Below are 19,721 nucleotides of genomic sequence, written 5' to 3'. Positions count from 1 at the left end.
GACAGCGATGTTGAATGAGTATGAATGGCAGGCGGTTATCCTCAGCCTGAAAGTATCAACAGTCGCCGTGGCAGCCAGTCTGCCGTTCGGCATACTGATGGCATGGGTACTGGTGCGCTGCCGTTTTCCGGGCAAGTCGCTGCTGGACAGTCTTATCCACTTACCACTGGTGTTACCGCCGGTGGTAGTGGGTTATCTCCTTCTTATCAGTATGGGCCGCAAAGGTTTTATCGGTGAATGGCTCTATAACTGGTTCGGTTTCAGTTTTACCTTCAGCTGGCGTGGTGCCGCGCTGGCTGCGGCAGTGGTGGCTTTTCCGCTGATGGTGCGGGCTATCCGCCTGGCGCTGGAAGCGGTGGATATGCGTCTGGAGCAGGCGGCACGGACACTCGGTGCCTCTCCGCTGCGGGTCTTTTTTACTATCACACTGCCGTTGTCGCTGCCGGGTATTATTGTCGGCACAGTGCTGGCCTTTGCCCGTTCGCTGGGGGAATTCGGCGCGACAATCACCTTTGTTTCCAATATCCCGGGGGAAACCCGGACTATTCCGCTGGCGATGTACTCCCTGCTTGAAACTCCGGGCGCCGAAATGGACGCAGCACGGCTCTGTATTATCGCCATTGTTCTGGCACTGGCGTCACTGCTGGCTTCGGAATGGCTGACCCGCTGGGGACGTAAACGCCTGGGGGTTGCCGCATGTTAGTGCTTGATTTTGAACAGCAGCTCGGTGATTTATCGATGGTAATCAACACCGAACTGGCCAGTGACCGTATTACCGCTGTCTTCGGGCTCTCCGGGGCAGGGAAAACCTCTTTTATTAATGTGATCGGCGGGCTGACAAAACCACAGAAGGGGCGGATTGAGCTTAACGGGCACACACTTGTGAATATTGAAAAACGCATCTGTCTGCCACCGGAAAAACGCAAAATCGGCTATGTCTTCCAGGATGCGCGCCTGTTTCCCCATTACCGGATTAGAGGCAATCTGCGCTACGGTATGGCGCGGGAAATGGAAGATCAGTTTGACAGCATTGTGGCGTTGCTGGGTATCGGACATCTGCTGAACCGGCTGCCGATGACGCTTTCCGGCGGGGAGAAGCAGCGGGTGGCGATTGGCCGCGCATTGCTGACCGCACCGGATATCCTGCTGATGGATGAACCGCTGGCCTCGCTGGATCTGCCGCGTAAACGCGAACTGCTGCCGTATCTGGAAAAGATGGCACAGGATATCAGTATTCCGATCCTGTATGTCAGTCACAGCCTGGATGAAATCCTGCGGCTGGCGGAAGATGTGGTAATTCTGGAAAAAGGACGCATTCTGGCACAAGGGCCGCTGGAAGAGGTGTGGGCAAGTGCAGCACTGCGGCCGTGGCTGACACAGGAAAGCCTCTCAAGCGTGTTAAATGTCACGGTGCTTAAGCATCACGACCGCTATGCCATGACTGCTGCCGCTATCAGCGACCAGGTGCTGTGGATACCGCGTATTACCGGTGAGTCTGATACACCGGTGCGTGTGCGTGTCAGTGCGGATGATGTGTCAATCGTGCTGGAAAAACCGAAAAGCAGCAGTATCCGCAATATATTACGGGCAAAAATCACGGAAATGTATGATGACGACAACGGTCAGACAGATGTGCGGCTGGCAGTCGGCAATCATTTTCTCTGGGCACGGATTACCGGCTGGGCGCGGGATGATTTGCAGCTGAAACCCGGACTGTGGGTGTATGCACAGGTAAAAAGTGTGTCACTGAGCCGCGAATTATAACCTGCCTGAATATACGTATTTTTCATTAATAAAGCGGGCATTCATATTATTCCGATTGCCCTTCTGACACACCGGCGATATATATTAACGCCGGTGCATCACTGATCCTGCCGAATTATCACAGAATATTCTCCGCACACGGAAACAAGTGTAAGACGTGCGTTATTGCATAAAAAACCACTGAGTCAGAGGGATAAAATGAAAAAAGCATTACTCTTTTTATTACTGGGTATTTTCTCCGGCGGTCAGGCGCTGGCGGCAAATCAGGTGATGTGTTACACCTATCTGAAAAAAGTCAAAGACGTTGAAATCGAAAACTTAAAAGTCTGGTGTATCGGCACCACTGACGGCTCGCAGGGCGGAATACGTATCCCGGAGCTGCTCAGTATGGGATATAAAGTGGTGGCAACGGAAAGTTTCCCGTATCAGTATTCTGAGGGTGGCTATACCTATGACGGATCCAAATTACTGCTGATCGTCGAAAATGCAAAATTCCCGAATCAGAATCCGGCAGAAAAACCTAAAAATAACTGGAATTTTGATAAGTATAAATAACTAAATTTATTTGCGGGTCAGCGGGAAATAATTAAAAAAATGCCTTTATTAAAAGGCATTTTTTATAGTTCAGAACACGGTATTGATCAGCTGAGAATATGACGGCGGATCGCCTGCGCAATACCCGGCTGTGTATTATCCCGGATAATCAGATCAGCGTGTGCTTTGACTTCGTCTGCTGCATTGCCCATTGCCACACCGAGACCGGCGGCAGAAAGCATGCTGATATCATTATGGTTATCACCAAATGCCATCACATCTTTCATCGACATTCCCTGAGATTCCACCCATTCCTGCAAGCGGCGGCCTTTGCTGTTACCTTTGCGGGCGATATCCACCTGGTTTATCCACGACCACTCGCAGGACAGCCCCATATCCGCTTCCACGGCATCGGTGAATTCGCGCAGTTTATTCAGGTCATCTGAGCAGGTGGCGAATTTCCAGATAGTGTCAGCGCGATCAACCTCATCAAGGAAGTTGTCCACTTTGCGCATCACCGGACGCTGGTGCGCCGGCAGAGAAGCTGACCAGTTCAGGGTCCGCTCAATAGTGCTGCTGTCAGTGTGATACAGCATGGCATCGGAGATATACATCAGATGTTCAATATCCGTTTGTGCCAGACGTTCAAGCAGCTGACGGGATTCACTGACACTCATCGGATCGGCGGAAAGCACTTTTTTCCCCGGATAATCGTACAGATAGGTACCATTACAGCAGATAGCCGGTGTATCCAGCTGCAATGTCTGATAAAACGGATGAATAGCAACGTGATGACGGCCGGTGACAATCAGCACCTGCACCCCGGCACGGCGGGCTTCGCGGATAGCATCCAGCGACTCCTGTAATATATGTTTATCCGGATCGAGAAGTGTACCATCGAGATCAAATGCGAGGACGCGGTAAGACATAACAGGGAGCCCCTTGTATGAGTGTCAGAACCGGAATAACGGCGGGCATCAGGGAATATTATTACACCCTGACGGCATCCTGACTGATTCCGGGCGGAGATAACTGATAATATAGCATGTTAATTGTTTCGCGATAAACGCTAAGTGCGGTATTATTATACAGAAATGCTTACATTACCTGTTAAAAATCAAACGGGTAAGTGATGATATTAAGGAGCGCGAATGAAGCAGGTGGTTTATGTTGCCAGTACGGAAAGTCATCAGATTCATGTCTGGCAAATGAATGAACACGGTGAAATGTCACTGTTACAGACAGTCTCAACGCCTGATCAGGTGCAGCCGCTGATCACCGCGCCGGATGGCGGTCATCTTTATGCTGCGGTAAAACCGGGCAATGCGGTGGCGACTTATAAAATCGCAGAAGACGGCAAACTCACACAAACCGGCCTGACGCCGCTCCCGGGCACTGCCGCTTATATCACGCTTGATAAAGCAGGGCGCACACTGTACGCCGTGTCTTATCATCAGGGTAATCTGGCGGTACTGCCGATCCGCGATAATGGTCTTCCTGAGCGTGCTGTACAGGTTATTGAAGGGTTAAAAAATCCGCATTCCGCCAATATTGCACAGGATGGCTGCACACTGTTTGTGCCGTGCCTCGGGGAAGATCATATCCGCGCTTACACTATCGGGGAAGACGGCCGCTTAACTGAACGCCATGCCGATATGCTGACGGTTGCTGCCGGTGCCGGGCCGCGCCATATGGCATTTCATCCTGAAAAACATGTGGCGTATTGCCTGAATGAATTAAATGCGACCATCAATGTTTATCGCGAATGGGTGAAAGTCCGTGAAATTCAGTCTGTCGATATGATGGCGGATGATTATCAGGGACGCCGCTGGGCAGCTGATATTCATATCACACCGGACGGGCATCACCTCTACGCCTGCGAGCGGGCATCAAGTATGATTAATCACTACCGGGTGTCGGATGACGGCGGCCATCTGCAACTGGCAGGACGTTACCCGACAGAAACTCAGCCGCGCGGTTTTGCGGTGGATAACAGCGGGCGTTTCCTGATCTCAACCGGACAGCTTTCTCACCATGTGGCGGTTTCCCGGATTGATGAGATTACCGGCGAACTGCATTTTATCAACCGCTATCCGGCAGGAAAAGGCCCGATGTGGGTGACAGTGCTGACGCTGAAGTAATCTGTTTTTTTCAACACAGAGTTTGCCGGTCAGGTAATAAGCGATAACGGGCAGGCGAAACGAAAAGCATGCGCGTCATGGATGACGCGCCTGAGCTTACAGGGAGGTATTCACAGCGGCTTTTCGTTTTTACCCGTTATCAGCGCTTCACCGGTTCTGATGCTATCACCTGTTTTTTATCCTGCCGTTACCTTATCTATCGCCTGCGTCAGTTTTTCCAGTTGTACCGCTGTAATAATGTATGGCGGCATAATGTAAATCAGCCGTCCGAACGGGCGGATCCACACCCCGGCGTCAACAAAGCGGCGCTGCAGTTCCGCCATATTGACCGGCTCTTCCGTTTCAATAACACCAATGGTGCCGAGCACCCGCGCATCGCGGACGCCACTGCGGGATTTCAGCGGCAGCAGGGCGCTTTTCAGCTGTGTTTCGATAGCCTTCACCCGTGCTGCCCAGTCTCCGGACAACAGCAGATCAATACTCGCCACTGCCGTGGCACAGGCCAGCGGATTTCCCATAAAGGTCGGGCCGTGCATAAAGCAGCCTGCATCCCCCTGACTGATGGTGTCGGCAATCTGGCGGGTGGTGAGGGTGGCGGAGAGTGTCATGTAACCGCCGGTAATCGCTTTGCCGAGACACATAATGTCAGGTGATATGCCAGCGTGTTCACAGGCAAACAGCTTTCCTGTGCGTCCGAATCCGGTCGCGATCTCATCACAAATCAGCAGGACATTGTAGTGATCGCACAGCGATCTTACGCCTTTCAGATATTCCGGATGGTAGAAACGCATTCCGCCCGCACCCTGGACAACCGGCTCCAGGATCACCGCCGCGACCTCATGATGATGCTGTGCCAGCAGGCTTTCCACGGAGTGAAGATCCGCCGGCTGCCATTCCTCATCGAATCCGCACTGCGGCGCATCGGCAAACAGGTGATCCGGCAGATAGCCCTGCCAGAGTGAGTGCATGGAGTTTTGCGGATCACACACTGACATCGCACCGAATGTATCACCGTGGTAGCCGTGACGCGGGGTGATTATCCGGTGACGCTTTTCCCCGCGTGCCTGCCAGTACTGCAGCGCCATTTTCAGCGCCACTTCTACTGCCACCGAGCCGGAGTCAGCAGGAAACACGCATTCCAGCGGCTCAGGCGTGATTGCCACCAGACGCCGGCACAGTGCAACGGCAGCCGGATGGGTGATCCCGCCGAACATTACATGTGACATTTGTGACAGCTGTTCAGTCACCGCCGCATTCAGTACCGGGTGATTATAGCCATGGATAGCTGCCCACCACGAGGACATACCGTCAACCAGTTCGCGGCCGTCTGCGAGTGTCAGCACCGCACCGTGTGCCGATACCACCGGATAGACCGGCAGCGGCTGAGTCATTGATGTATAAGGGTGCCAGATGTGGCGGCGGTCAAAATCCGCATCATCAGCCGAAAAGGCGTGACCTGAAATATTCCCTGAAAAAGTCATTATGTAAACCATTTAAATGCAAATAAAGTTGACATGATAATGCTGATATTTAAACTGGCAACACTTTTTTATCGGGAGTTACAGTTATGAGTCAAGGTCGTCAGTGGACATTAAAAGAAGCCAATGCATTGTTTGAAAAACCGTTTTTTGAACTGTTGTATGAAGCTCAGACCCTGCATCGCCAGCATTTTGACCCGCAGCAGGTGCAGATAAGCACACTGCTTTCCATCAAAACCGGGGCGTGTCCGGAAGATTGTAAATATTGTGCGCAGAGTGCGCGATACAAAACCGGGCTGGAAAAAGAGCGGCTGATGGAAGTACAGCAGGTGGTGGAAACGGCGCGTAAGGCGCGAGCAGCCGGTTCGACCCGGTTCTGTATGGGGGCGGCATGGAAGAATCCCCATGAGCGCGATATGCCGTATCTGGAAACCATGGTGAAAGAAGTGCGGGCGCTGGGTATGGAAACCTGCATGACACTTGGTATGCTGAACAGCTCACAGGCGGAGCGTCTTGCCAAAGCCGGTCTGGATTACTACAACCACAACCTCGATACTTCACCGGAATTTTACGGCTCGATTGTCACCACACGGACCTATCAGGACAGGCTCGACACCCTCGACAATGTGCGGGATGCGGGGATCAAAGTGTGTTCCGGCGGAATTTTAGGGCTGGGTGAAGCGGTGCGTGACCGTGCGGCCATGCTGGTGCAGCTGGCGAATCTGCCGAAAGCGCCGGAAAGTGTGCCGATCAATATGCTGGCAAAAATTAAAGGCACGCCGTTTGAGGATAATGAGGAGGTTGATCCGTTTGATTTCATCCGCACCATCGCGGTTGCCCGCATTATGATGCCAACGTCTCATGTGCGCCTCTCCGCCGGTCGTGAAATGATGAATGAACAGACCCAGGCGCTTTGCTTTATGGCGGGTGCGAACTCCATTTTTTACGGCTGTAAACTGCTCACCACGACTAACCCGGAAGAAAATACCGATATCGCACTGTTTAAAAAGCTGGGGATCAAACGCGAAGCCATCCATGTTACCCGTGGTGACAATGAGGAGACGGATTCTTTACTGGATGCCATCAGCCACAGCGATGACGAAAAATTCTATAACGCAGCCCTGTGAGCCGTACCATGTGGCAGACTTTTCTTTCTGAGCGCCTGCAACAGGCGCAGGAACAGGATGCGGTACGCCGCCGTGACGCCAATGACGGCGCGGACGGGCGTACCCTCCTGATTAACGGCAGACGTGCCGTGAATTTCTCCGGCAATGATTATCTCGGCCTCAGCCGCCACCCGGCGGTGATCCGCGCCTGGTGTGACGGCACTACACAATACGGCGTGGGCAGCGGCGGATCCGGTCATGTCACCGGCTATACGGCGGCACACCGGGATCTGGAACAGATGTTGGCGGAGTGGCTCGGGTTTGACCGCGCAATCTTATTTGTCTCCGGTTTCTGTGCCAATCAGGCGGTGATCACCGCACTGATGCAGCGCGGTGATCACCTTATCTGCGACAAACTCGCTCACGCTTCCATTATGGAAGCGGCAATGCATTCACCCGCTGAATTCAGTCGTTTTCATCATAATGATACTGATCATCTCAGTACCCGGCTGGGCCGGACAGAAAACAGTACCGGTAAAACCCTGGTGGTCACGGAAGGGATCTTCAGTATGGACGGGGATGCCGCGCCGCTGGCGGCGATCCTGCCGCTCACCCGGCAGCATAACGCCCGGCTGATGGCGGATGATGCGCACGGTATCGGTGTCTGCGGCCGTGAAGGGCGGGGCAGTTGTGATGCGGCGGGGATTCGCCCTGATATTCAGATTGTCACCTTCGGTAAAGCGGCCGGGGTCAGCGGCGCAGCGGTGCTGTGCGATACACAGACGGCAGATTATCTGACGCAATATGCCCGTCATCTTATCTACAGCACCACCTTCCCGGCGGCACAGGCGTGTGCCATTCAGGCGGCGGTGCAGGAAATCCGTCACGGCGACGGGCTGCGGGACACACTGGCGGAAAATATCTGCTTCTTCCGTGAGCGGGTGGCGCATCTGCCACTGCAATTACTGCCGTCCGCCTCGGCGATCCAGCCGCTGATTGTGGGGGATAACCGCGCTGCTCTGGCACTGTCGCACTATTTACAGGAGCGCGGCCTGTGGGTGAAAGCGATCCGCCCGCCGACCGTGCCGCCGAATACCGCCCGTCTGCGCATCACGCTGACCAGCGCTCATCACCGCGACGATATCACACAGCTTACGGAGGCGCTGGATGCATTCTGCCGTCACTACCGTCCCGGTGAATAAAGCCGCCGTTGCCGCTGCTTTCGGGCGCGCAGCCGGACACTATGACACCGTGGCGCACCTCCAGCAAAAAACCGGGTACCATTTGCGGCAACTGACCACACAGGCACTTTCCGCGCCGTTATTATCTGAACTGCACGGGCTGGATGCCGGCTGCGGTACCGGGTTTTTCAGTGAGCAGTGGAAAGCAGATTGCCGCAGTGTGACGGCGTTTGATCTCTCCCCTGACATGCTGGTGCACGCCCGGGCGCAGCAGCGGGCGACCCGTTATGTATTGGGGGATATCGAACAGCTGCCTTTTGCGGATAGCCGGTTTGATTTCTGTTTCAGTAATCTTGCGGTGCAATGGTGTGATTCGCTGGCAGAGGCGCTGGCCGGACTGGTGCGGGTGACCCGGCCCGGCGGGGTGGTGGCGTTTTCCACTCTGCTCAGCGGGTCGCTGGATGAACTGAATCAGGCTTTTGCCCGGGTGGACAGCAACCGTCACGCCAACGGTTTTCTCAGCCGTGAGGCGGTTTCCGCTGCCTGTCAGCCTTACCGGCATACCTTGTCAGACGTTTGTTACCGGCTCTCCTTTGACTCTCTGCCCGCGCTGTTGCACTCCCTCAAGGGAATTGGCGCCACCCATGTCCACCAGGGGCGTGCTGCCGGGCTGATGACACGCAATAAACTCATTCAGCTGGCGAATCATTATCCCGCCGAAGACGGTGTATTTCCGCTCAGCTATCTTATTCAGTACGGAGTCATACATGTTGAAAAATAACTGGTTTTTAACCGGCACTGATACGGATGCCGGTAAAACCGTGGTCAGCTGCGCCCTGCTGCAGACCGCCCGCAACGCCGGGTTCCGCTGTGCCGGGTATAAACCGGTAGCCTCCGGCAGTGAGATGACAGCGGAGGGACTGCGTAACAGTGATGCGCTGGCATTGTGGCGGCATACCGTGCCGCCGGTCAGTTACGCACAGGTTAACCCGTATACCTTTGCCGAGCCGACGTCGCCGCACATTGTCAGCGAACTGACACAAACCCCGCTGGAATTTGCGGTGATGACTGACGGGCTGCATGCCTTAAATCAGCAGGCCGACTGGGTACTGACCGAAGGGGCGGGGGGATGGTTTACCCCGCTGTCGGCCACGCAGACCTATGCGGACTGGGCAGCACAAATGCGGATGCCGGTGATCCTCGTGGTCGGGGTAAAACTCGGCTGCATTAATCATGCGTTACTGACCGTGACGGCGATACAGCAGGCCGGGCTGAGCCTGGCCGGGTGGGTGGCTAATGAGGTCACACCGCCGGGTCTGCATCAGCAGGCGTATCTGGCGACACTGAACAACCTGATCCCGGCGCCGTGCCTGGGCGTGTTGCCGCATCTGCCGGATCCGCTGAATCAGGACTTGTCCGGTTATCTTTCTCTGCCGGTTTCCGCACACTGATCCTGCCCCCGGCCGTGGTGTGAAGCCCGATGAGGTCACACCGCCGGGTCTGCATCAGCAGGCGTATCTGGCGACACTGAACAACCTGATCCCGGCGCCGTGCCCGGGTGTGTTGCCGCATCTGCCGGATCCGCTGAATCAGGACTTATCCGGCTATCTTTCATTGCCGGTTTCCGTGCACTGATCCTGTATCCGGCCGGATCGTTCCGGGATCACGGCAAATCTTCCGGCCGGGTGTTTTTTATCAGGAAAAAATCCTGAATTATTTTTTCTCTTTGTGCAGAAAGTGACAATTTTATGACTGTGCAATGTCACGCAACCATGCACCGGTAAACGACTTTATTAAGTTATCCACTATTCCTGTGGATAACCCTGTGTATTAACTTTAGAAAACTCACGCCATCCTTGCAGGAACGGGGCTTTCGCTGACATTGTTGTAAAATCGGGCTTTTATGATTTTTACATAAATAACAAATAGATAAATAAAATCAAGGGTCCTCCGGCGTGAAAAATAGCAATTGGTCAGAGGGGCGTCAGATTTCAGCATAATTTAAAATTGCAAGTGCTTTTTTTTGGGGATAACTGTGGAAAGCCAATAAAATTTTCCCCGGTTTTGCAAGCAAAAAATCACAAAATAACGGATTTTTTCTGCCGGGGGTTGAAGCTGGTTTTTTATCCAGTATCATAGTGACCCTATTCGCGCAGGGGGGCTCATGAGCAAACTATTTAAACTGCATTCTGACTTTAAACCGGCCGGTGACCAGCCGCAGGCCATTGCAAAACTGGTTGAGGGCCTGGAAGACGGGCTGGCGCATCAGACGCTGCTGGGGGTAACCGGCTCAGGGAAAACCTTTACTATTGCCAATGTTATCGCCACACTGAACCGCCCGACCATGATCATGGCGCCGAACAAAACCCTTGCCGCCCAGCTTTACAGTGAGATTAAAGATTTCTTCCCGGAAAACGCGGTGGAATATTTTGTCTCCTACTACGACTATTATCAGCCGGAAGCCTATGTGCCGAGCTCTGACACCTTTATCGAAAAGGATGCCTCGGTAAACGAACATATTGAGCAGATGCGGCTCTCAGCCACCAAAGCCCTGCTCGAACGGCGGGATGTGGTGGTGGTGGCCTCCGTTTCTGCTATCTACGGGCTGGGTGATCCGGACAGCTATCTGAAGATGATGCTGCACCTTACCGAGGGGATGATTATCGATCAGCGCTCGATCCTGCACCGGCTTTCTGATCTCCAGTACACCCGTAACGACCAGGCCTTTCAGCGCGGTACATTCCGTGTGCGCGGTGAGGTGGTGGATATTTTCCCTGCGGAGTCGGATGATTACGCACTGCGCGTGGAACTGTTTGATGATGAGGTGGAGCGCCTGTCGCTGTTTGATCCGCTGACCGGCCATATCCATTATCAGGTGCCGCGTTTTACTGTTTACCCGAAAACCCACTATGTGACGCCGCGTGAGCGTATTCTTGAGGCGATGGAAGGGATCAAAACCGAGCTGGCGGAACGGCGAAAATTCCTGATCGACAACAACAAACTGGTGGAAGAGCAGCGTCTTGCCCAGCGTACTCAGTTTGATCTGGAAATGATGAATGAGCTGGGTTACTGCTCGGGTATCGAAAACTATTCGCGCTATCTCTCCGGACGCAAATCCGGCGAATCCCCGCCGACCCTGTTTGATTACCTGCCGGCGGACGGCCTGCTGGTGATCGACGAATCCCACGTCACTATTCCGCAAATCGGCGGGATGTACAAAGGCGACCGTTCGCGCAAAGAAACGCTGGTGGAATATGGTTTCCGTCTGCCGTCCGCGCTGGATAACCGTCCGCTGCGTTTTGAGGAGTTTGAATCTCTCGCGCCGCAGAGTATTTATGTGTCCGCCACACCGGGCAAATATGAAACGGAGAAATCCGGCTCTGATGTGGTTGAACAGGTGGTCCGTCCGACCGGGCTGCTTGACCCGGAAGTGGAAGTGCGTCCGGTCACCACTCAGGTGGATGATCTGCTGTCTGAAATCCGCATCCGCGCACAGAAAAATGAGCGCGTGCTGGTCACCACGCTGACCAAACGGATGGCGGAAGATCTCACTGAATATCTGGAAGAGCACGGCGAGCGGGTGCGTTATCTGCACTCGGATATTGATACTGTGGAGCGGGTGGAGATTATCCGTGACCTGCGTCTCGGGGAGTTTGATGTGCTGGTGGGTATCAACCTGCTGCGTGAGGGGCTGGATATGCCGGAAGTGTCACTGGTGGCGATTCTGGATGCGGATAAAGAAGGCTTCCTGCGTTCCGAACGCTCTCTGATCCAGACCATTGGTCGTGCTGCCCGTAACCTGCACGGTAAAGCGATTCTCTACGGCGATAAAATTACGGACTCGATGGCGAGGGCTATTGAGGAAACTGAACGCCGCAGAGAGAAGCAGATGGCGTTTAACGAAGCACACGGTATTGTGCCGAAAGGGCTGAATAAAAAGATTGGCGATATCCTGAAAATCGGCCAGCCGTCAGCCGGGGCGAAAAATAAAGGCAAAGGCAAAGCGGCTGCGAAAAGCAGCGATTATCAGCGCATGTCGCCGAAAGAGCTGGAAGTCAAAATTCAGGAACTGGAAGCGCAGATGTACCGCCACGCTCAGGATCTGGAATTTGAACAGGCGGCAGCGGTACGGGATGAGTTACAGGGGCTGCGTGAGCAGTTTATTGTCAACTCCTGACAGGATCAGGGCAGCAGGCCGATGGTTTTATCCAGCGCATTCAGCAGCAGGCTGCGGTCATGGCGGTACGGGACATCCTGTGCCTCGAGGATCTCTCTGACAATCAGGCGGTCGCCGAGGTCGCCGGTATTGATATGCGGTGCGCACACCACCGCATCTATCCGTTTGCGGCCGATACGTTTTTCAATCACGGCGATTTTTTCACTCAGGCTGAGGGACGCGGCCGCCGGGCTCAGTTCTTTGCCGAGATTTTCAATGTAAATCATCGGCGCCTGATTGAAATTAATCGCTTTGGTGAAATCGGGCAGCAGCATCAGCGGCATCAGGCTGGTAAAGAAACTGCCCGGCCCGATAATAATCAGTTCTGCACGGCAGATGGCATCCAGCGCCTCTTTGGTGGTTTTCACCGGCGGGGAGAGCTGCAACTCCTGCGGCGGGCAGGTCAGCTGATCGACATTCACTTCGCCGTACACTTCATGACCTTCACTGTCGATAGCCATCAGATCGACCGGTGTTTCTGACATCGGGATTAATTTGGCTTTGACTTTCAGCATATTGCGGATCAGGTTGATCGCATCCAGCGGGCGCACACTCATATGATCCAGTGCCTTGAGCATCAGGTTGCCGAGGTTATGTCCCGCCAGTTCGCCGTTACCGCTGAAACGGTATTCAAACATGGTGGAGGCAATCGACGGCTCCGTGATCATCTGATTGAGACAGTTGCGCATATCCCCCCAGGCAATTCCGCCCTCCGCCCGGCGGATCCGGCCGGTGGAGCCGCCGTTATCCGTGGTGGTGACCACGCCGGTCAGCCGCGATCCCAGACCGTTCAGGCAGGACATCACCCGTCCCAGCCCGTGGCCTCCGCCTAAAGCAACAACATGTTCCAGCGACGTGAGTGTGCGGTTCCCCATAGTGTTTATGCATTCCCTGAGTTTTCATATTTATTTGCGCGGTAATCTATCATAAAAACCAATTTTTCGCGTCACGATACTGAGATTTATCAAACTCCGGTCAATCATAAAGGTGAATTATCTTTTTGCTGCGTACTTTTACGTGTGATTCAGAGATGGCAACGGCGGGGAAGTCATGCTATGAGTGAATGCGGTGACTGAAAGCATCATAAATAAACATGAATAACAAAAATCAATAAGTGACAGGAAGAACATCATGAATGACCTGACGTGTACCATTCCGGTACTGGAAACCGAACGCCTGATCCTGAGTGCCCACCGCCGAGAAGATCATGCAGCAGTGGCTGACATGTGGTCGGATACCGCAGTGACACATCATATTATGGCAGGACAGATTTCCACACCGCGCGATAGCTGGATGCGGATGCTGGCGTATCTCGGATTGTGGCCGCTGCTGGGTTATGGTTACTGGGCGGTCAGGGAGAAAAGCACCGGAGAGTATATCGGGGATATCGGTTTTGCGGATTTTTACCGTGAAATGGAAAAAGACATCAGCCACTATCCGGAAGCCGGCTGGGTGCTTGCAGAGCGGGCACACGGTAAGGGCTATGCCGGTGAAGCATTGGGAGCCATACTGAACTGGCTGAAAGAGGTGCGCGGCATTAATGAATGCGTGTGTATTATCGCTCCTGAGAATAAACGCTCTGCCCGGCTGGCAGAGCGTTACGGCTTCCGTCCGCAGGAGACACTGAGAATGAATCACAAATCTGTTATTTTCTATCACCTTACACTGGACTGACCGGGCCTGCTATACCTGTGTCAGATCAAGAAAGCGGTAAATAATTTTCCTGTCAAACCGCCGTGTTTCCGGCGGTTTTCTGTTTATTATTTATTCAGTGATCTATAATTGATTTGCTAATCAATTGAAAAACTGTGTGAAATTTTCGTTATCCGGTGTATCCGTTTCTTTTCCCGGAAGCCCGGTAACTCGTTGTATAATAAGATATATAGCGTATTTATCATGGTAATTCCCGCAGGGCAACGCTAGAATCAATTCACTTAGCGTGGTTATTAACAGCATTAATGACAACGATTAACTCCTAGCCTTCACACCTACGTTTCAGGTCAGAACCGGAAATAGGGTGAGCTGGCCGTGACACTCACGAGTGCCACCAGGGTGCAGGATAGAAATGTCCGCATCTCCCGTATTTGGAAAGGTGTTATGACTGAACAACTGACAGATCCCTTTGCGCGCAAATTTTACTATCTGCGCCTCTCCGTGACAGACGTTTGCAATTTCCGTTGCAACTATTGTCTGCCTGATGGTTATAAACCAAACGGACACAAATCCTTTCTTTCCCTCGGCGAAATCCGCCGGGTGACCCGCGCGTTTGCTCAGCTGGGCACGGAAAAAATCCGTCTGACCGGCGGCGAGCCGACCATGCGCCGCGATTTTACCGATATTGTTGCCGCTATCCGCGAAAATGAGAATATCCGCACCATTGCCGTGACCACCAACGGTTACCGCATGGCACGGGATATCCGCGACTGGCGCGCCGCCGGGCTGAGCGCGGTGAATGTCAGCGTTGACAGTCTCGACCCGCGCCAGTTTCACGCTATCACCGGGCAGGATAAATTCATGCAGGTGATGAGTGGTATCGATGCCGCGTTTGAGGCCGGTTTTGAGAAGGTAAAAGTGAATGTGGTGCTGATGAAGAATGTCAATGACATCCATCTGCCTGCATTTCTGAACTGGATCAAAGACCGCCCGATCCAGCTGCGTTTTATCGAACTGATGGAAACCGGTGACGGCAGCGATGTGTTCCGCCGTTTCCATATCTCCGGCAATGTTATCCGTGCCCGTCTGTTACAGGCAGGCTGGCAGCAGGTGGCACGTGCCCGCAGTGACGGCCCGGCACAGGTGTTCAGTCATCCGGATTATCAGGGTGAAATCGGCCTGATCATGCCGTATGAAAAAGACTTCTGTCAGAGCTGTAACCGTCTGCGGGTGTCTGCGGTCGGTAATCTGCATCTGTGCCTGTTCGGTGAGCAGGGGATCACGCTGCGTGACCTGCTGGCGGAAGACGGACACGACGACGAGCTGAAAGCTCGGCTTCAGCGCGCATTGCAGCACAAACGCGAAACCCATTTCCTCCATCAGGGGGACAGCGGTATTACCCCGAATTTATCCGTTATCGGCGGCTGATCCGCCGGTCATATCAGGAGTTTACATGTCTCAACTCACCCATATTAATGCGGCGGGCGAAGCCAACATGGTGGATGTGTCCGGAAAACAGGAAACGGTCCGCGAAGCGCGCGCCGAAGCCTTTATCACCATGGATGCCAAAACCTTACAGATGATTATTGACGGCAACCATCACAAAGGGGATGTCTTTGCGACAGCCCGTGTCGCCGGTATTCAGGCCGCCAAACGGACCTGGGATCTGATCCCGCTGTGTCACCCGCTGATGCTGAGCAAAGTGGAGGTTCAGCTGAGCGCGGAGCCGGACACGTCCCGTGTGCGTATTGAATCCTGCTGCCGCCTGACCGGTAAAACCGGGGTGGAAATGGAAGCCCTGACAGCGGCTTCTGTGGCTGCACTGACGATCTATGATATGTGCAAAGCGGTGCAGAAGGATATGGTTATCGGCCCGGTGCGTTTACTGGAAAAAAGCGGCGGGAAATCAGGACATTTTAAGGCGGGCGCATGATTAAGGTACTGTTTTTCGCGCAGGTGCGTGAGCTGGTGAATACCGATGAACTTTCTCTGCCGTGTGATTATGCCTCCGCAGACGAATTGCGGGCCGCATTATGTGAGCGCGGTGAGCGCTGGGCGCTGGCGCTGGAATCCGGCAAACTGCTGTGTGCGGTGAATCAGTCTTTTGTACCGCTGTCGCAGCCGCTGACTGACGGCGACGAGGTCGCGTTCTTCCCGCCGGTCACCGGAGGCTGAATCATGAATAATACCCGGATTGCTGTTCAGACCGGCAATTTCAGTGTCGGTGAGGAATACCAGTGGCTGGCCGGTTGCGCGGATGACGGCGCAGTGGTCACGTTTACCGGCAAAGTCCGCAATCATAACCTGGGTGATAATGTGGCGGCTCTGACGCTGGAGCATTATCCGGGCATGACCGAAAAAGCGCTGGCGGATATTGTCGCACAGGCACGTGAGCGCTGGGAGTTACAGCGGGTGACACTGATCCACCGGGTCGACAGTTTGTACCCGAATGATGAAATTGTATTTGTCGGTGTCAGTGCTGCTCACCGCGGTATGGCATTCGAAGCGGCGGAATTTCTGATGGATTACTTAAAAACCCGCGCGCCGTTCTGGAAAAAAGAGACATTACCGGAAGGCGGCACCCGCTGGGTGGATGCCAGAGAAAGCGACCAAAAAGCCGCAGAACGCTGGTAATTTACCGCCAATCACGCCCGTATCGCCGGATTTTTTCCGGCGGCGGCACATCAGGTTAAAAATATTTACTGTTTGTAAAGAAAAGGGGGGGATTCCTGACAGTTTGCCTGCTGGCAACACCCTTTTTATGTGATAATCTATAGGCCTTGGTCGTTTATCATCCGATAAACAATTTGATACAGATGAAAGGGTTATCCATCATGGACCGATTTCCTCGTTCTAACGGCTCGATAGTTTCACAGGCGGGCTCCGGTATTCAGGCTTATATGGCCCAGGTTTACGGCTGGATGGCATGCGGTCTGCTGCTGACGGCCTTCGTCGCCTGGTATTCGTCTAACTCAATGGCGATTATGAGCTTTGTTTTCTCCAGCAAAATCACCTTCTTCGGGCTGATTATTGCTCAGCTGGCACTGGTCTGGGTTATCTCCGGCATGGTTGAGCGCCTGAGCGCGTCCATGGCGACCGGGTTGTTTATGCTCTATTCCGCACTGACAGGGCTGACGCTCTCCAGTATCTTTATCGTGTATACAGATGCATCTATCGTCAGCACCTTCTTTATCACGGCAGGGATGTTCGGTGCACTGAGTATCTACGGCTACACCACCAAACGCAGCCTGTCCGGCATGGGTAATTTCCTGTTTATGGGGCTGATTGGTATTATCATCGCGTCACTGGTTAATATCTGGCTGAAAAGCGAAGGTATGACACTGATCATCACCTATATCGGTGTGATTGTGTTTGCCGGTCTGACCGCGTATGACACCCAAAAACTGCGTGAGCTGGGTGAGCAGATTGACAGCAGCAATAAAGACACCATGCGCCGCTATGCGATTGTGGGTGCGCTGTCGCTGTACCTGGACTTCATCAACCTGTTCCTGATGCTGCTGCGCCTGATGGGCGATCGCCGCTAATCACAGACAGAACAGGATGTAACAATGAAAGGCCGGTGAAAACCGGCCTTTTTACGTTTACTGCTCTGCATCTGCAATAATCTGTTCCGGTGTCCGGATCTCGTGGTATTTTTATTTTTCATACTTAGCATTATATTTTTTCATCTTATTATTTCCTGACTTTATGCACTCAGCGGTATTTCCCCCGGATTCTATACAATTATTCACTTCCTTTTCTGTATTTATTCTGAATAGGATATAATCCCAGTTATCAATATATTTCTGATATTTTTTATTTCCGTAGCCAGCGACGGTGGCAACATGTTCTCTTGCTTTATCGATATCTTTATCTATGTTTTCCTCACCATTTAAAAATGCTGAAAATACAAAATCACAGGCAGAAATCAATCTGTTTCTGCCAATGTGACACGCTTTTTCATAGTAAGTTATAGCGTTCTTCATATCTTTTTCTTTCCCGTAACCATGGGATAAAATAAAACCATAGTGGAATAAAGCAAGCGGGTTTTCAGGATCTGAAGAAAGTAACGCTTCCAGATGGTAAACAGCGGTATTACAATGTTCTGAAATGCCCGTGTTACCACTTAATTGCTGCAGGTGGTAGCAGTTATTATAATAAAAGGAGAATAACGTATAACGACTTGTTAAATTACCACTTTTTGCTCTATTAATCAGCAAGGTCAGCTCATTTTTATTTTTTGGATAGGGGGCATATTCTGGTAATGCCGGATCATAGCGTAGTTCAATTGGGTTGTATTCATACACAGTAATGTTGTTATTCCACTGACTTTCTGAGTAAGCACAGAGACTGAAACCAGGTAATAACAGCAGGAAGATTAATTTTTTATGCATTTTTTATCCGGATAAATATGGCGTGATTGTTGTATCCTTTAAAAGGATGGTTTTTATTTTTTATAATAATTGTTATATCGGACCGGACTAATATTGACCTTTTTTATAAAGATGTCAAAATAATCAATTATATTAATTTCAAGTTTTATTATTATTTACGCAATCTTCCGCCGGAATAATGCATAGGCGGCGGTTCCGGTGGTCACGGCGATCACCAGCAACGGCCAGAGGCTTTGGCGGATAACACTGAAATCCGCATCTTTGAGGTAAATCTGTTTGGTGATTTCATTGAAATGGCGGATAGGATTGATCCAGGTAATATGTTGCAGCCAGACCGGCATATTCTCCACCGGGGCAATATAACCGGACAGCAGCACGGCAGGCATCATAAAAACAAACACACCGATAAAGGCCTGCTGCTGAGTGGCGGAAAGGGCGGAGATTAACAGACCGAACCCGACCAGCGACAAGCCGTACACCATCATGGTGAAATAAAACAGAAGCAGTGAACCGGAGAAGGGGATGCGGTAAGCAAAAATGCCGATCACCAGCACGATACTGGCCTGTACCGTGGCCACAATCAGTGCCGGAACGGCCTTGCCGACAAAGATTTCACCGGTGGTCAGCGGCGAAACCAGCAGTTGATCCAGCGTACCCTGTTCCCGTTCACGGGCAACCGACAGTGAAGTGACAATCATTACGCCGATAGTGGTGATCAGCGCCACCAGCGACGGCACGATAAACCATTTATAATCCAGGTTCGGGTTATACCAGTTGCGCACCACCAGTTCACTGGTGACCGCCTGCGGCATCCGTTCCTGCTGATAATGTGCGGTGATCTGCTGAACATAATTGGCGGCTATCTGCGCACTGTTGGAATTCCGCCCGTCGAGCAGAATTTGCAGCTGTGCCGGTTTCTGCGCGGAAAGCTGCGCACTGAAATTCTGCGGAAAATGCACCAGCAGCAGGGCTTTGCGGTTATCAATCACATCCTGTACGTCATGCCGGTTCTGGATCAGCAGCACATCGGAGAAGGCACTGGCTTTGGCAAACTGCTGAGTCAGTTCAATGGATGCGGGACCTTTGTCCTCATCGTAAATCGCGATAGTCGCGTTGGTAACTTCCAGCGTTGCCGCCAGCGGGAATAAAATCATCTGAAAAATTACCGGTACGATCAGGATCGTCCGGGTCTGACGCTCACGCAGAAGAAGTTGCAGTTCTTTGATAATTAAGGTGAATATCCGGTGAAACATG

Annotated in this window: 22 protein-coding genes and 1 riboswitch; of the genes, 16 read left to right on the top strand and 6 right to left on the bottom strand. The window is 52.6% G+C overall.

Annotated features, from left to right (window positions below; genetic code table 11):
* Positions 1–7: 7 nt before the first annotated feature.
* The 3 genes from modB (at position 8) to U868_RS0111495 (ending at position 2,319) form a co-directional block, all read left to right on the top strand.
* Positions 8–703 (top strand): molybdate ABC transporter permease subunit, encoded by a 696-nt coding sequence (modB, locus tag U868_RS0111505; protein ID WP_025153428.1) that lies wholly within the window; start codon positions 8–10, stop codon positions 701–703.
* Positions 697–1,764: a molybdenum ABC transporter ATP-binding protein ModC gene (gene modC / locus U868_RS0111500; protein ID WP_025153427.1), complete on the top strand. Its 1,068-nt coding sequence runs from the start codon at positions 697–699 to the stop codon at positions 1,762–1,764. Before modB ends, modC begins: the two co-directional genes overlap by 7 nt.
* Before the next feature lie 198 nt (positions 1,765–1,962).
* Positions 1,963–2,319 carry a hypothetical protein gene (locus U868_RS0111495; protein WP_025153426.1) on the top strand — a complete coding sequence of 119 codons (357 nt, stop codon included), beginning with the start codon at positions 1,963–1,965 and terminating at the stop codon, positions 2,317–2,319.
* Between the two features lie 86 nt (positions 2,320–2,405).
* Here U868_RS0111495 and U868_RS0111490 read toward each other — a convergent pair whose 3' ends face one another.
* On the bottom strand, positions 2,406–3,227 hold the full coding sequence (locus tag U868_RS0111490) for a pyridoxal phosphatase (RefSeq protein WP_025153425.1): 822 nt from the start codon (positions 3,225–3,227) through the stop codon (positions 2,406–2,408).
* Between the two features lie 222 nt (positions 3,228–3,449).
* On the opposite strand from U868_RS0111490, the gene pgl reads away from it, so the two are divergent.
* Positions 3,450–4,439 (top strand): 6-phosphogluconolactonase, encoded by a 990-nt coding sequence (gene pgl / locus U868_RS0111485; protein WP_025153424.1) that lies wholly within the window; start codon positions 3,450–3,452, stop codon positions 4,437–4,439.
* A 176-nt stretch (positions 4,440–4,615) separates the two neighbouring features.
* Here the strand turns inward: pgl and bioA are convergent, their stop codons facing one another.
* The gene (gene bioA, locus U868_RS0111480) at positions 4,616–5,920 is read right to left on the bottom strand and encodes an adenosylmethionine--8-amino-7-oxononanoate transaminase (protein ID WP_025153423.1); all 1,305 of its coding nucleotides are present in this window, start codon (positions 5,918–5,920) and stop codon (positions 4,616–4,618) included.
* A gap of 86 nt (positions 5,921–6,006) precedes the next feature.
* On the opposite strand from bioA, the gene bioB reads away from it, so the two are divergent.
* Genes bioB through U868_RS25320 form a run of 5 tightly spaced genes read left to right on the top strand, consistent with a single transcriptional unit; the run spans position 6,007 to position 9,839 of the window.
* Complete coding sequence (gene bioB, locus U868_RS0111475; RefSeq protein WP_025153422.1) at positions 6,007–7,044, top strand: biotin synthase BioB; 1,038 nt, start codon at positions 6,007–6,009, stop codon at positions 7,042–7,044.
* An 8-nt stretch (positions 7,045–7,052) separates the two neighbouring features.
* The gene (bioF, locus tag U868_RS0111470) at positions 7,053–8,225 is read left to right on the top strand and encodes an 8-amino-7-oxononanoate synthase (protein WP_025153421.1); all 1,173 of its coding nucleotides are present in this window, start codon (positions 7,053–7,055) and stop codon (positions 8,223–8,225) included.
* A complete protein-coding gene (gene bioC, locus U868_RS0111465; protein ID WP_025153420.1) occupies positions 8,191–8,985 on the top strand; it encodes a malonyl-ACP O-methyltransferase BioC in 795 nt (264 codons plus the stop codon). The genes bioF and bioC overlap by 35 nt, the downstream gene beginning before the upstream one ends.
* Positions 8,972–9,655 carry a dethiobiotin synthase gene (gene bioD, locus U868_RS0111460; RefSeq protein WP_025153419.1) on the top strand — a complete coding sequence of 228 codons (684 nt, stop codon included), beginning with the start codon at positions 8,972–8,974 and terminating at the stop codon, positions 9,653–9,655. Before bioC ends, bioD begins: the two co-directional genes overlap by 14 nt.
* A 19-nt stretch (positions 9,656–9,674) precedes the next feature.
* Positions 9,675–9,839 (top strand): hypothetical protein, encoded by a 165-nt coding sequence (locus U868_RS25320; protein WP_240182715.1) that lies wholly within the window; start codon positions 9,675–9,677, stop codon positions 9,837–9,839.
* 349 nt (positions 9,840–10,188) lie between these two features.
* Here U868_RS25320 and U868_RS25485 read toward each other — a convergent pair whose 3' ends face one another.
* The gene (locus tag U868_RS25485; RefSeq protein WP_153641938.1) at positions 10,189–10,341 is read right to left on the bottom strand and encodes a hypothetical protein; all 153 of its coding nucleotides are present in this window, start codon (positions 10,339–10,341) and stop codon (positions 10,189–10,191) included.
* Positions 10,342–10,368: 27 nt separating this feature from the next.
* Between U868_RS25485 and uvrB the strand changes: the two genes are divergently transcribed.
* Positions 10,369–12,381: an excinuclease ABC subunit UvrB gene (gene uvrB / locus U868_RS0111445; protein ID WP_025153418.1), complete on the top strand. Its 2,013-nt coding sequence runs from the start codon at positions 10,369–10,371 to the stop codon at positions 12,379–12,381.
* A gap of 5 nt (positions 12,382–12,386) precedes the next feature.
* On the opposite strand, the gene U868_RS0111440 is transcribed toward uvrB, so the two are convergent.
* Positions 12,387–13,295 (bottom strand): gluconeogenesis factor YvcK family protein, encoded by a 909-nt coding sequence (locus U868_RS0111440; RefSeq protein ID WP_025153417.1) that lies wholly within the window; start codon positions 13,293–13,295, stop codon positions 12,387–12,389.
* Between the two features lie 256 nt (positions 13,296–13,551).
* Here U868_RS0111440 and U868_RS0111435 point away from each other — a divergent pair, with 256 nt between their 5' ends.
* From U868_RS0111435 to U868_RS0111410, 6 genes are all read left to right on the top strand, one after another.
* Entirely contained in the window at positions 13,552–14,094 is a 543-nt protein-coding gene (locus U868_RS0111435; RefSeq protein WP_025153416.1) for a GNAT family N-acetyltransferase, read from the top strand.
* Between the two features lie 286 nt (positions 14,095–14,380).
* Positions 14,381–14,530: riboswitch (molybdenum cofactor riboswitch) on the top strand.
* Complete coding sequence (moaA, locus tag U868_RS0111430) at positions 14,518–15,501, top strand: GTP 3',8-cyclase MoaA (protein WP_025153415.1); 984 nt, start codon at positions 14,518–14,520, stop codon at positions 15,499–15,501. It overlaps the preceding riboswitch by 13 nt.
* A gap of 25 nt (positions 15,502–15,526) precedes the next feature.
* A complete protein-coding gene (moaC, locus tag U868_RS0111425) occupies positions 15,527–16,006 on the top strand; it encodes a cyclic pyranopterin monophosphate synthase MoaC (RefSeq protein ID WP_025153414.1) in 480 nt (159 codons plus the stop codon).
* On the top strand, positions 16,003–16,248 hold the full coding sequence (gene moaD / locus U868_RS0111420) for a molybdopterin synthase sulfur carrier subunit (protein ID WP_025153413.1): 246 nt from the start codon (positions 16,003–16,005) through the stop codon (positions 16,246–16,248). Before moaC ends, moaD begins: the two co-directional genes overlap by 4 nt.
* A gap of 3 nt (positions 16,249–16,251) precedes the next feature.
* Complete coding sequence (gene moaE / locus U868_RS0111415; protein WP_025153412.1) at positions 16,252–16,707, top strand: molybdopterin synthase catalytic subunit MoaE; 456 nt, start codon at positions 16,252–16,254, stop codon at positions 16,705–16,707.
* A gap of 200 nt (positions 16,708–16,907) precedes the next feature.
* The gene (locus U868_RS0111410; RefSeq protein WP_025153411.1) at positions 16,908–17,618 is read left to right on the top strand and encodes a Bax inhibitor-1/YccA family protein; all 711 of its coding nucleotides are present in this window, start codon (positions 16,908–16,910) and stop codon (positions 17,616–17,618) included.
* Between the two features lie 111 nt (positions 17,619–17,729).
* Here U868_RS0111410 and U868_RS0111400 read toward each other — a convergent pair whose 3' ends face one another.
* Positions 17,730–18,467 carry a sel1 repeat family protein gene (locus U868_RS0111400; protein WP_025153410.1) on the bottom strand — a complete coding sequence of 246 codons (738 nt, stop codon included), beginning with the start codon at positions 18,465–18,467 and terminating at the stop codon, positions 17,730–17,732.
* Between the two features lie 155 nt (positions 18,468–18,622).
* Positions 18,623–19,720: an ABC transporter permease gene (locus U868_RS0111395; RefSeq protein ID WP_025153409.1), complete on the bottom strand. Its 1,098-nt coding sequence runs from the start codon at positions 19,718–19,720 to the stop codon at positions 18,623–18,625.
* Position 19,721 lies beyond the last annotated feature (1 nt).

It is taken from the genome of Morganella morganii H1r, assembly GCF_000633515.1.
GTDB classification, from domain to species: Bacteria; Pseudomonadota; Gammaproteobacteria; order Enterobacterales; family Enterobacteriaceae; genus Morganella; species Morganella morganii_B.
This window is presented reverse-complemented; position numbering and strand designations above follow the sequence as displayed.

What these genes read in the sequence shown, in the direction of transcription:
- modB (WP_025153428.1), top strand. Translation starts at nt 8, where the DNA reads ATGTTGAATGAGTATGAATGGCAGGCGGTTATCCTCAGCCTGAAAGTA.
- modC (WP_025153427.1), top strand. Translation starts at nt 697, where the DNA reads ATGTTAGTGCTTGATTTTGAACAGCAGCTCGGTGATTTATCGATGGTA.
- U868_RS0111495 (WP_025153426.1), top strand. Translation starts at nt 1,963, where the DNA reads ATGAAAAAAGCATTACTCTTTTTATTACTGGGTATTTTCTCCGGCGGT.
- U868_RS0111490 (WP_025153425.1), bottom strand. Translation starts at nt 3,227, where the DNA reads ATGTCTTACCGCGTCCTCGCATTTGATCTCGATGGTACACTTCTCGAT.
- pgl (WP_025153424.1), top strand. Translation starts at nt 3,450, where the DNA reads ATGAAGCAGGTGGTTTATGTTGCCAGTACGGAAAGTCATCAGATTCAT.
- bioA (WP_025153423.1), bottom strand. Translation starts at nt 5,920, where the DNA reads ATGACTTTTTCAGGGAATATTTCAGGTCACGCCTTTTCGGCTGATGAT.
- bioB (WP_025153422.1), top strand. Translation starts at nt 6,007, where the DNA reads ATGAGTCAAGGTCGTCAGTGGACATTAAAAGAAGCCAATGCATTGTTT.
- bioF (WP_025153421.1), top strand. Translation starts at nt 7,053, where the DNA reads ATGTGGCAGACTTTTCTTTCTGAGCGCCTGCAACAGGCGCAGGAACAG.
- bioC (WP_025153420.1), top strand. Translation starts at nt 8,191, where the DNA reads ATGCATTCTGCCGTCACTACCGTCCCGGTGAATAAAGCCGCCGTTGCC.
- bioD (WP_025153419.1), top strand. Translation starts at nt 8,972, where the DNA reads ATGTTGAAAAATAACTGGTTTTTAACCGGCACTGATACGGATGCCGGT.
- U868_RS25485 (WP_153641938.1), bottom strand. Translation starts at nt 10,341, where the DNA reads ATGATACTGGATAAAAAACCAGCTTCAACCCCCGGCAGAAAAAATCCG.
- uvrB (WP_025153418.1), top strand. Translation starts at nt 10,369, where the DNA reads ATGAGCAAACTATTTAAACTGCATTCTGACTTTAAACCGGCCGGTGAC.
- U868_RS0111440 (WP_025153417.1), bottom strand. Translation starts at nt 13,295, where the DNA reads ATGGGGAACCGCACACTCACGTCGCTGGAACATGTTGTTGCTTTAGGC.
- U868_RS0111435 (WP_025153416.1), top strand. Translation starts at nt 13,552, where the DNA reads ATGAATGACCTGACGTGTACCATTCCGGTACTGGAAACCGAACGCCTG.
- moaA (WP_025153415.1), top strand. Translation starts at nt 14,518, where the DNA reads ATGACTGAACAACTGACAGATCCCTTTGCGCGCAAATTTTACTATCTG.
- moaC (WP_025153414.1), top strand. Translation starts at nt 15,527, where the DNA reads ATGTCTCAACTCACCCATATTAATGCGGCGGGCGAAGCCAACATGGTG.
- moaD (WP_025153413.1), top strand. Translation starts at nt 16,003, where the DNA reads ATGATTAAGGTACTGTTTTTCGCGCAGGTGCGTGAGCTGGTGAATACC.
- moaE (WP_025153412.1), top strand. Translation starts at nt 16,252, where the DNA reads ATGAATAATACCCGGATTGCTGTTCAGACCGGCAATTTCAGTGTCGGT.
- U868_RS0111410 (WP_025153411.1), top strand. Translation starts at nt 16,908, where the DNA reads ATGGACCGATTTCCTCGTTCTAACGGCTCGATAGTTTCACAGGCGGGC.
- U868_RS0111400 (WP_025153410.1), bottom strand. Translation starts at nt 18,467, where the DNA reads ATGCATAAAAAATTAATCTTCCTGCTGTTATTACCTGGTTTCAGTCTC.
- U868_RS0111395 (WP_025153409.1), bottom strand. Translation starts at nt 19,720, where the DNA reads ATGTTTCACCGGATATTCACCTTAATTATCAAAGAACTGCAACTTCTT.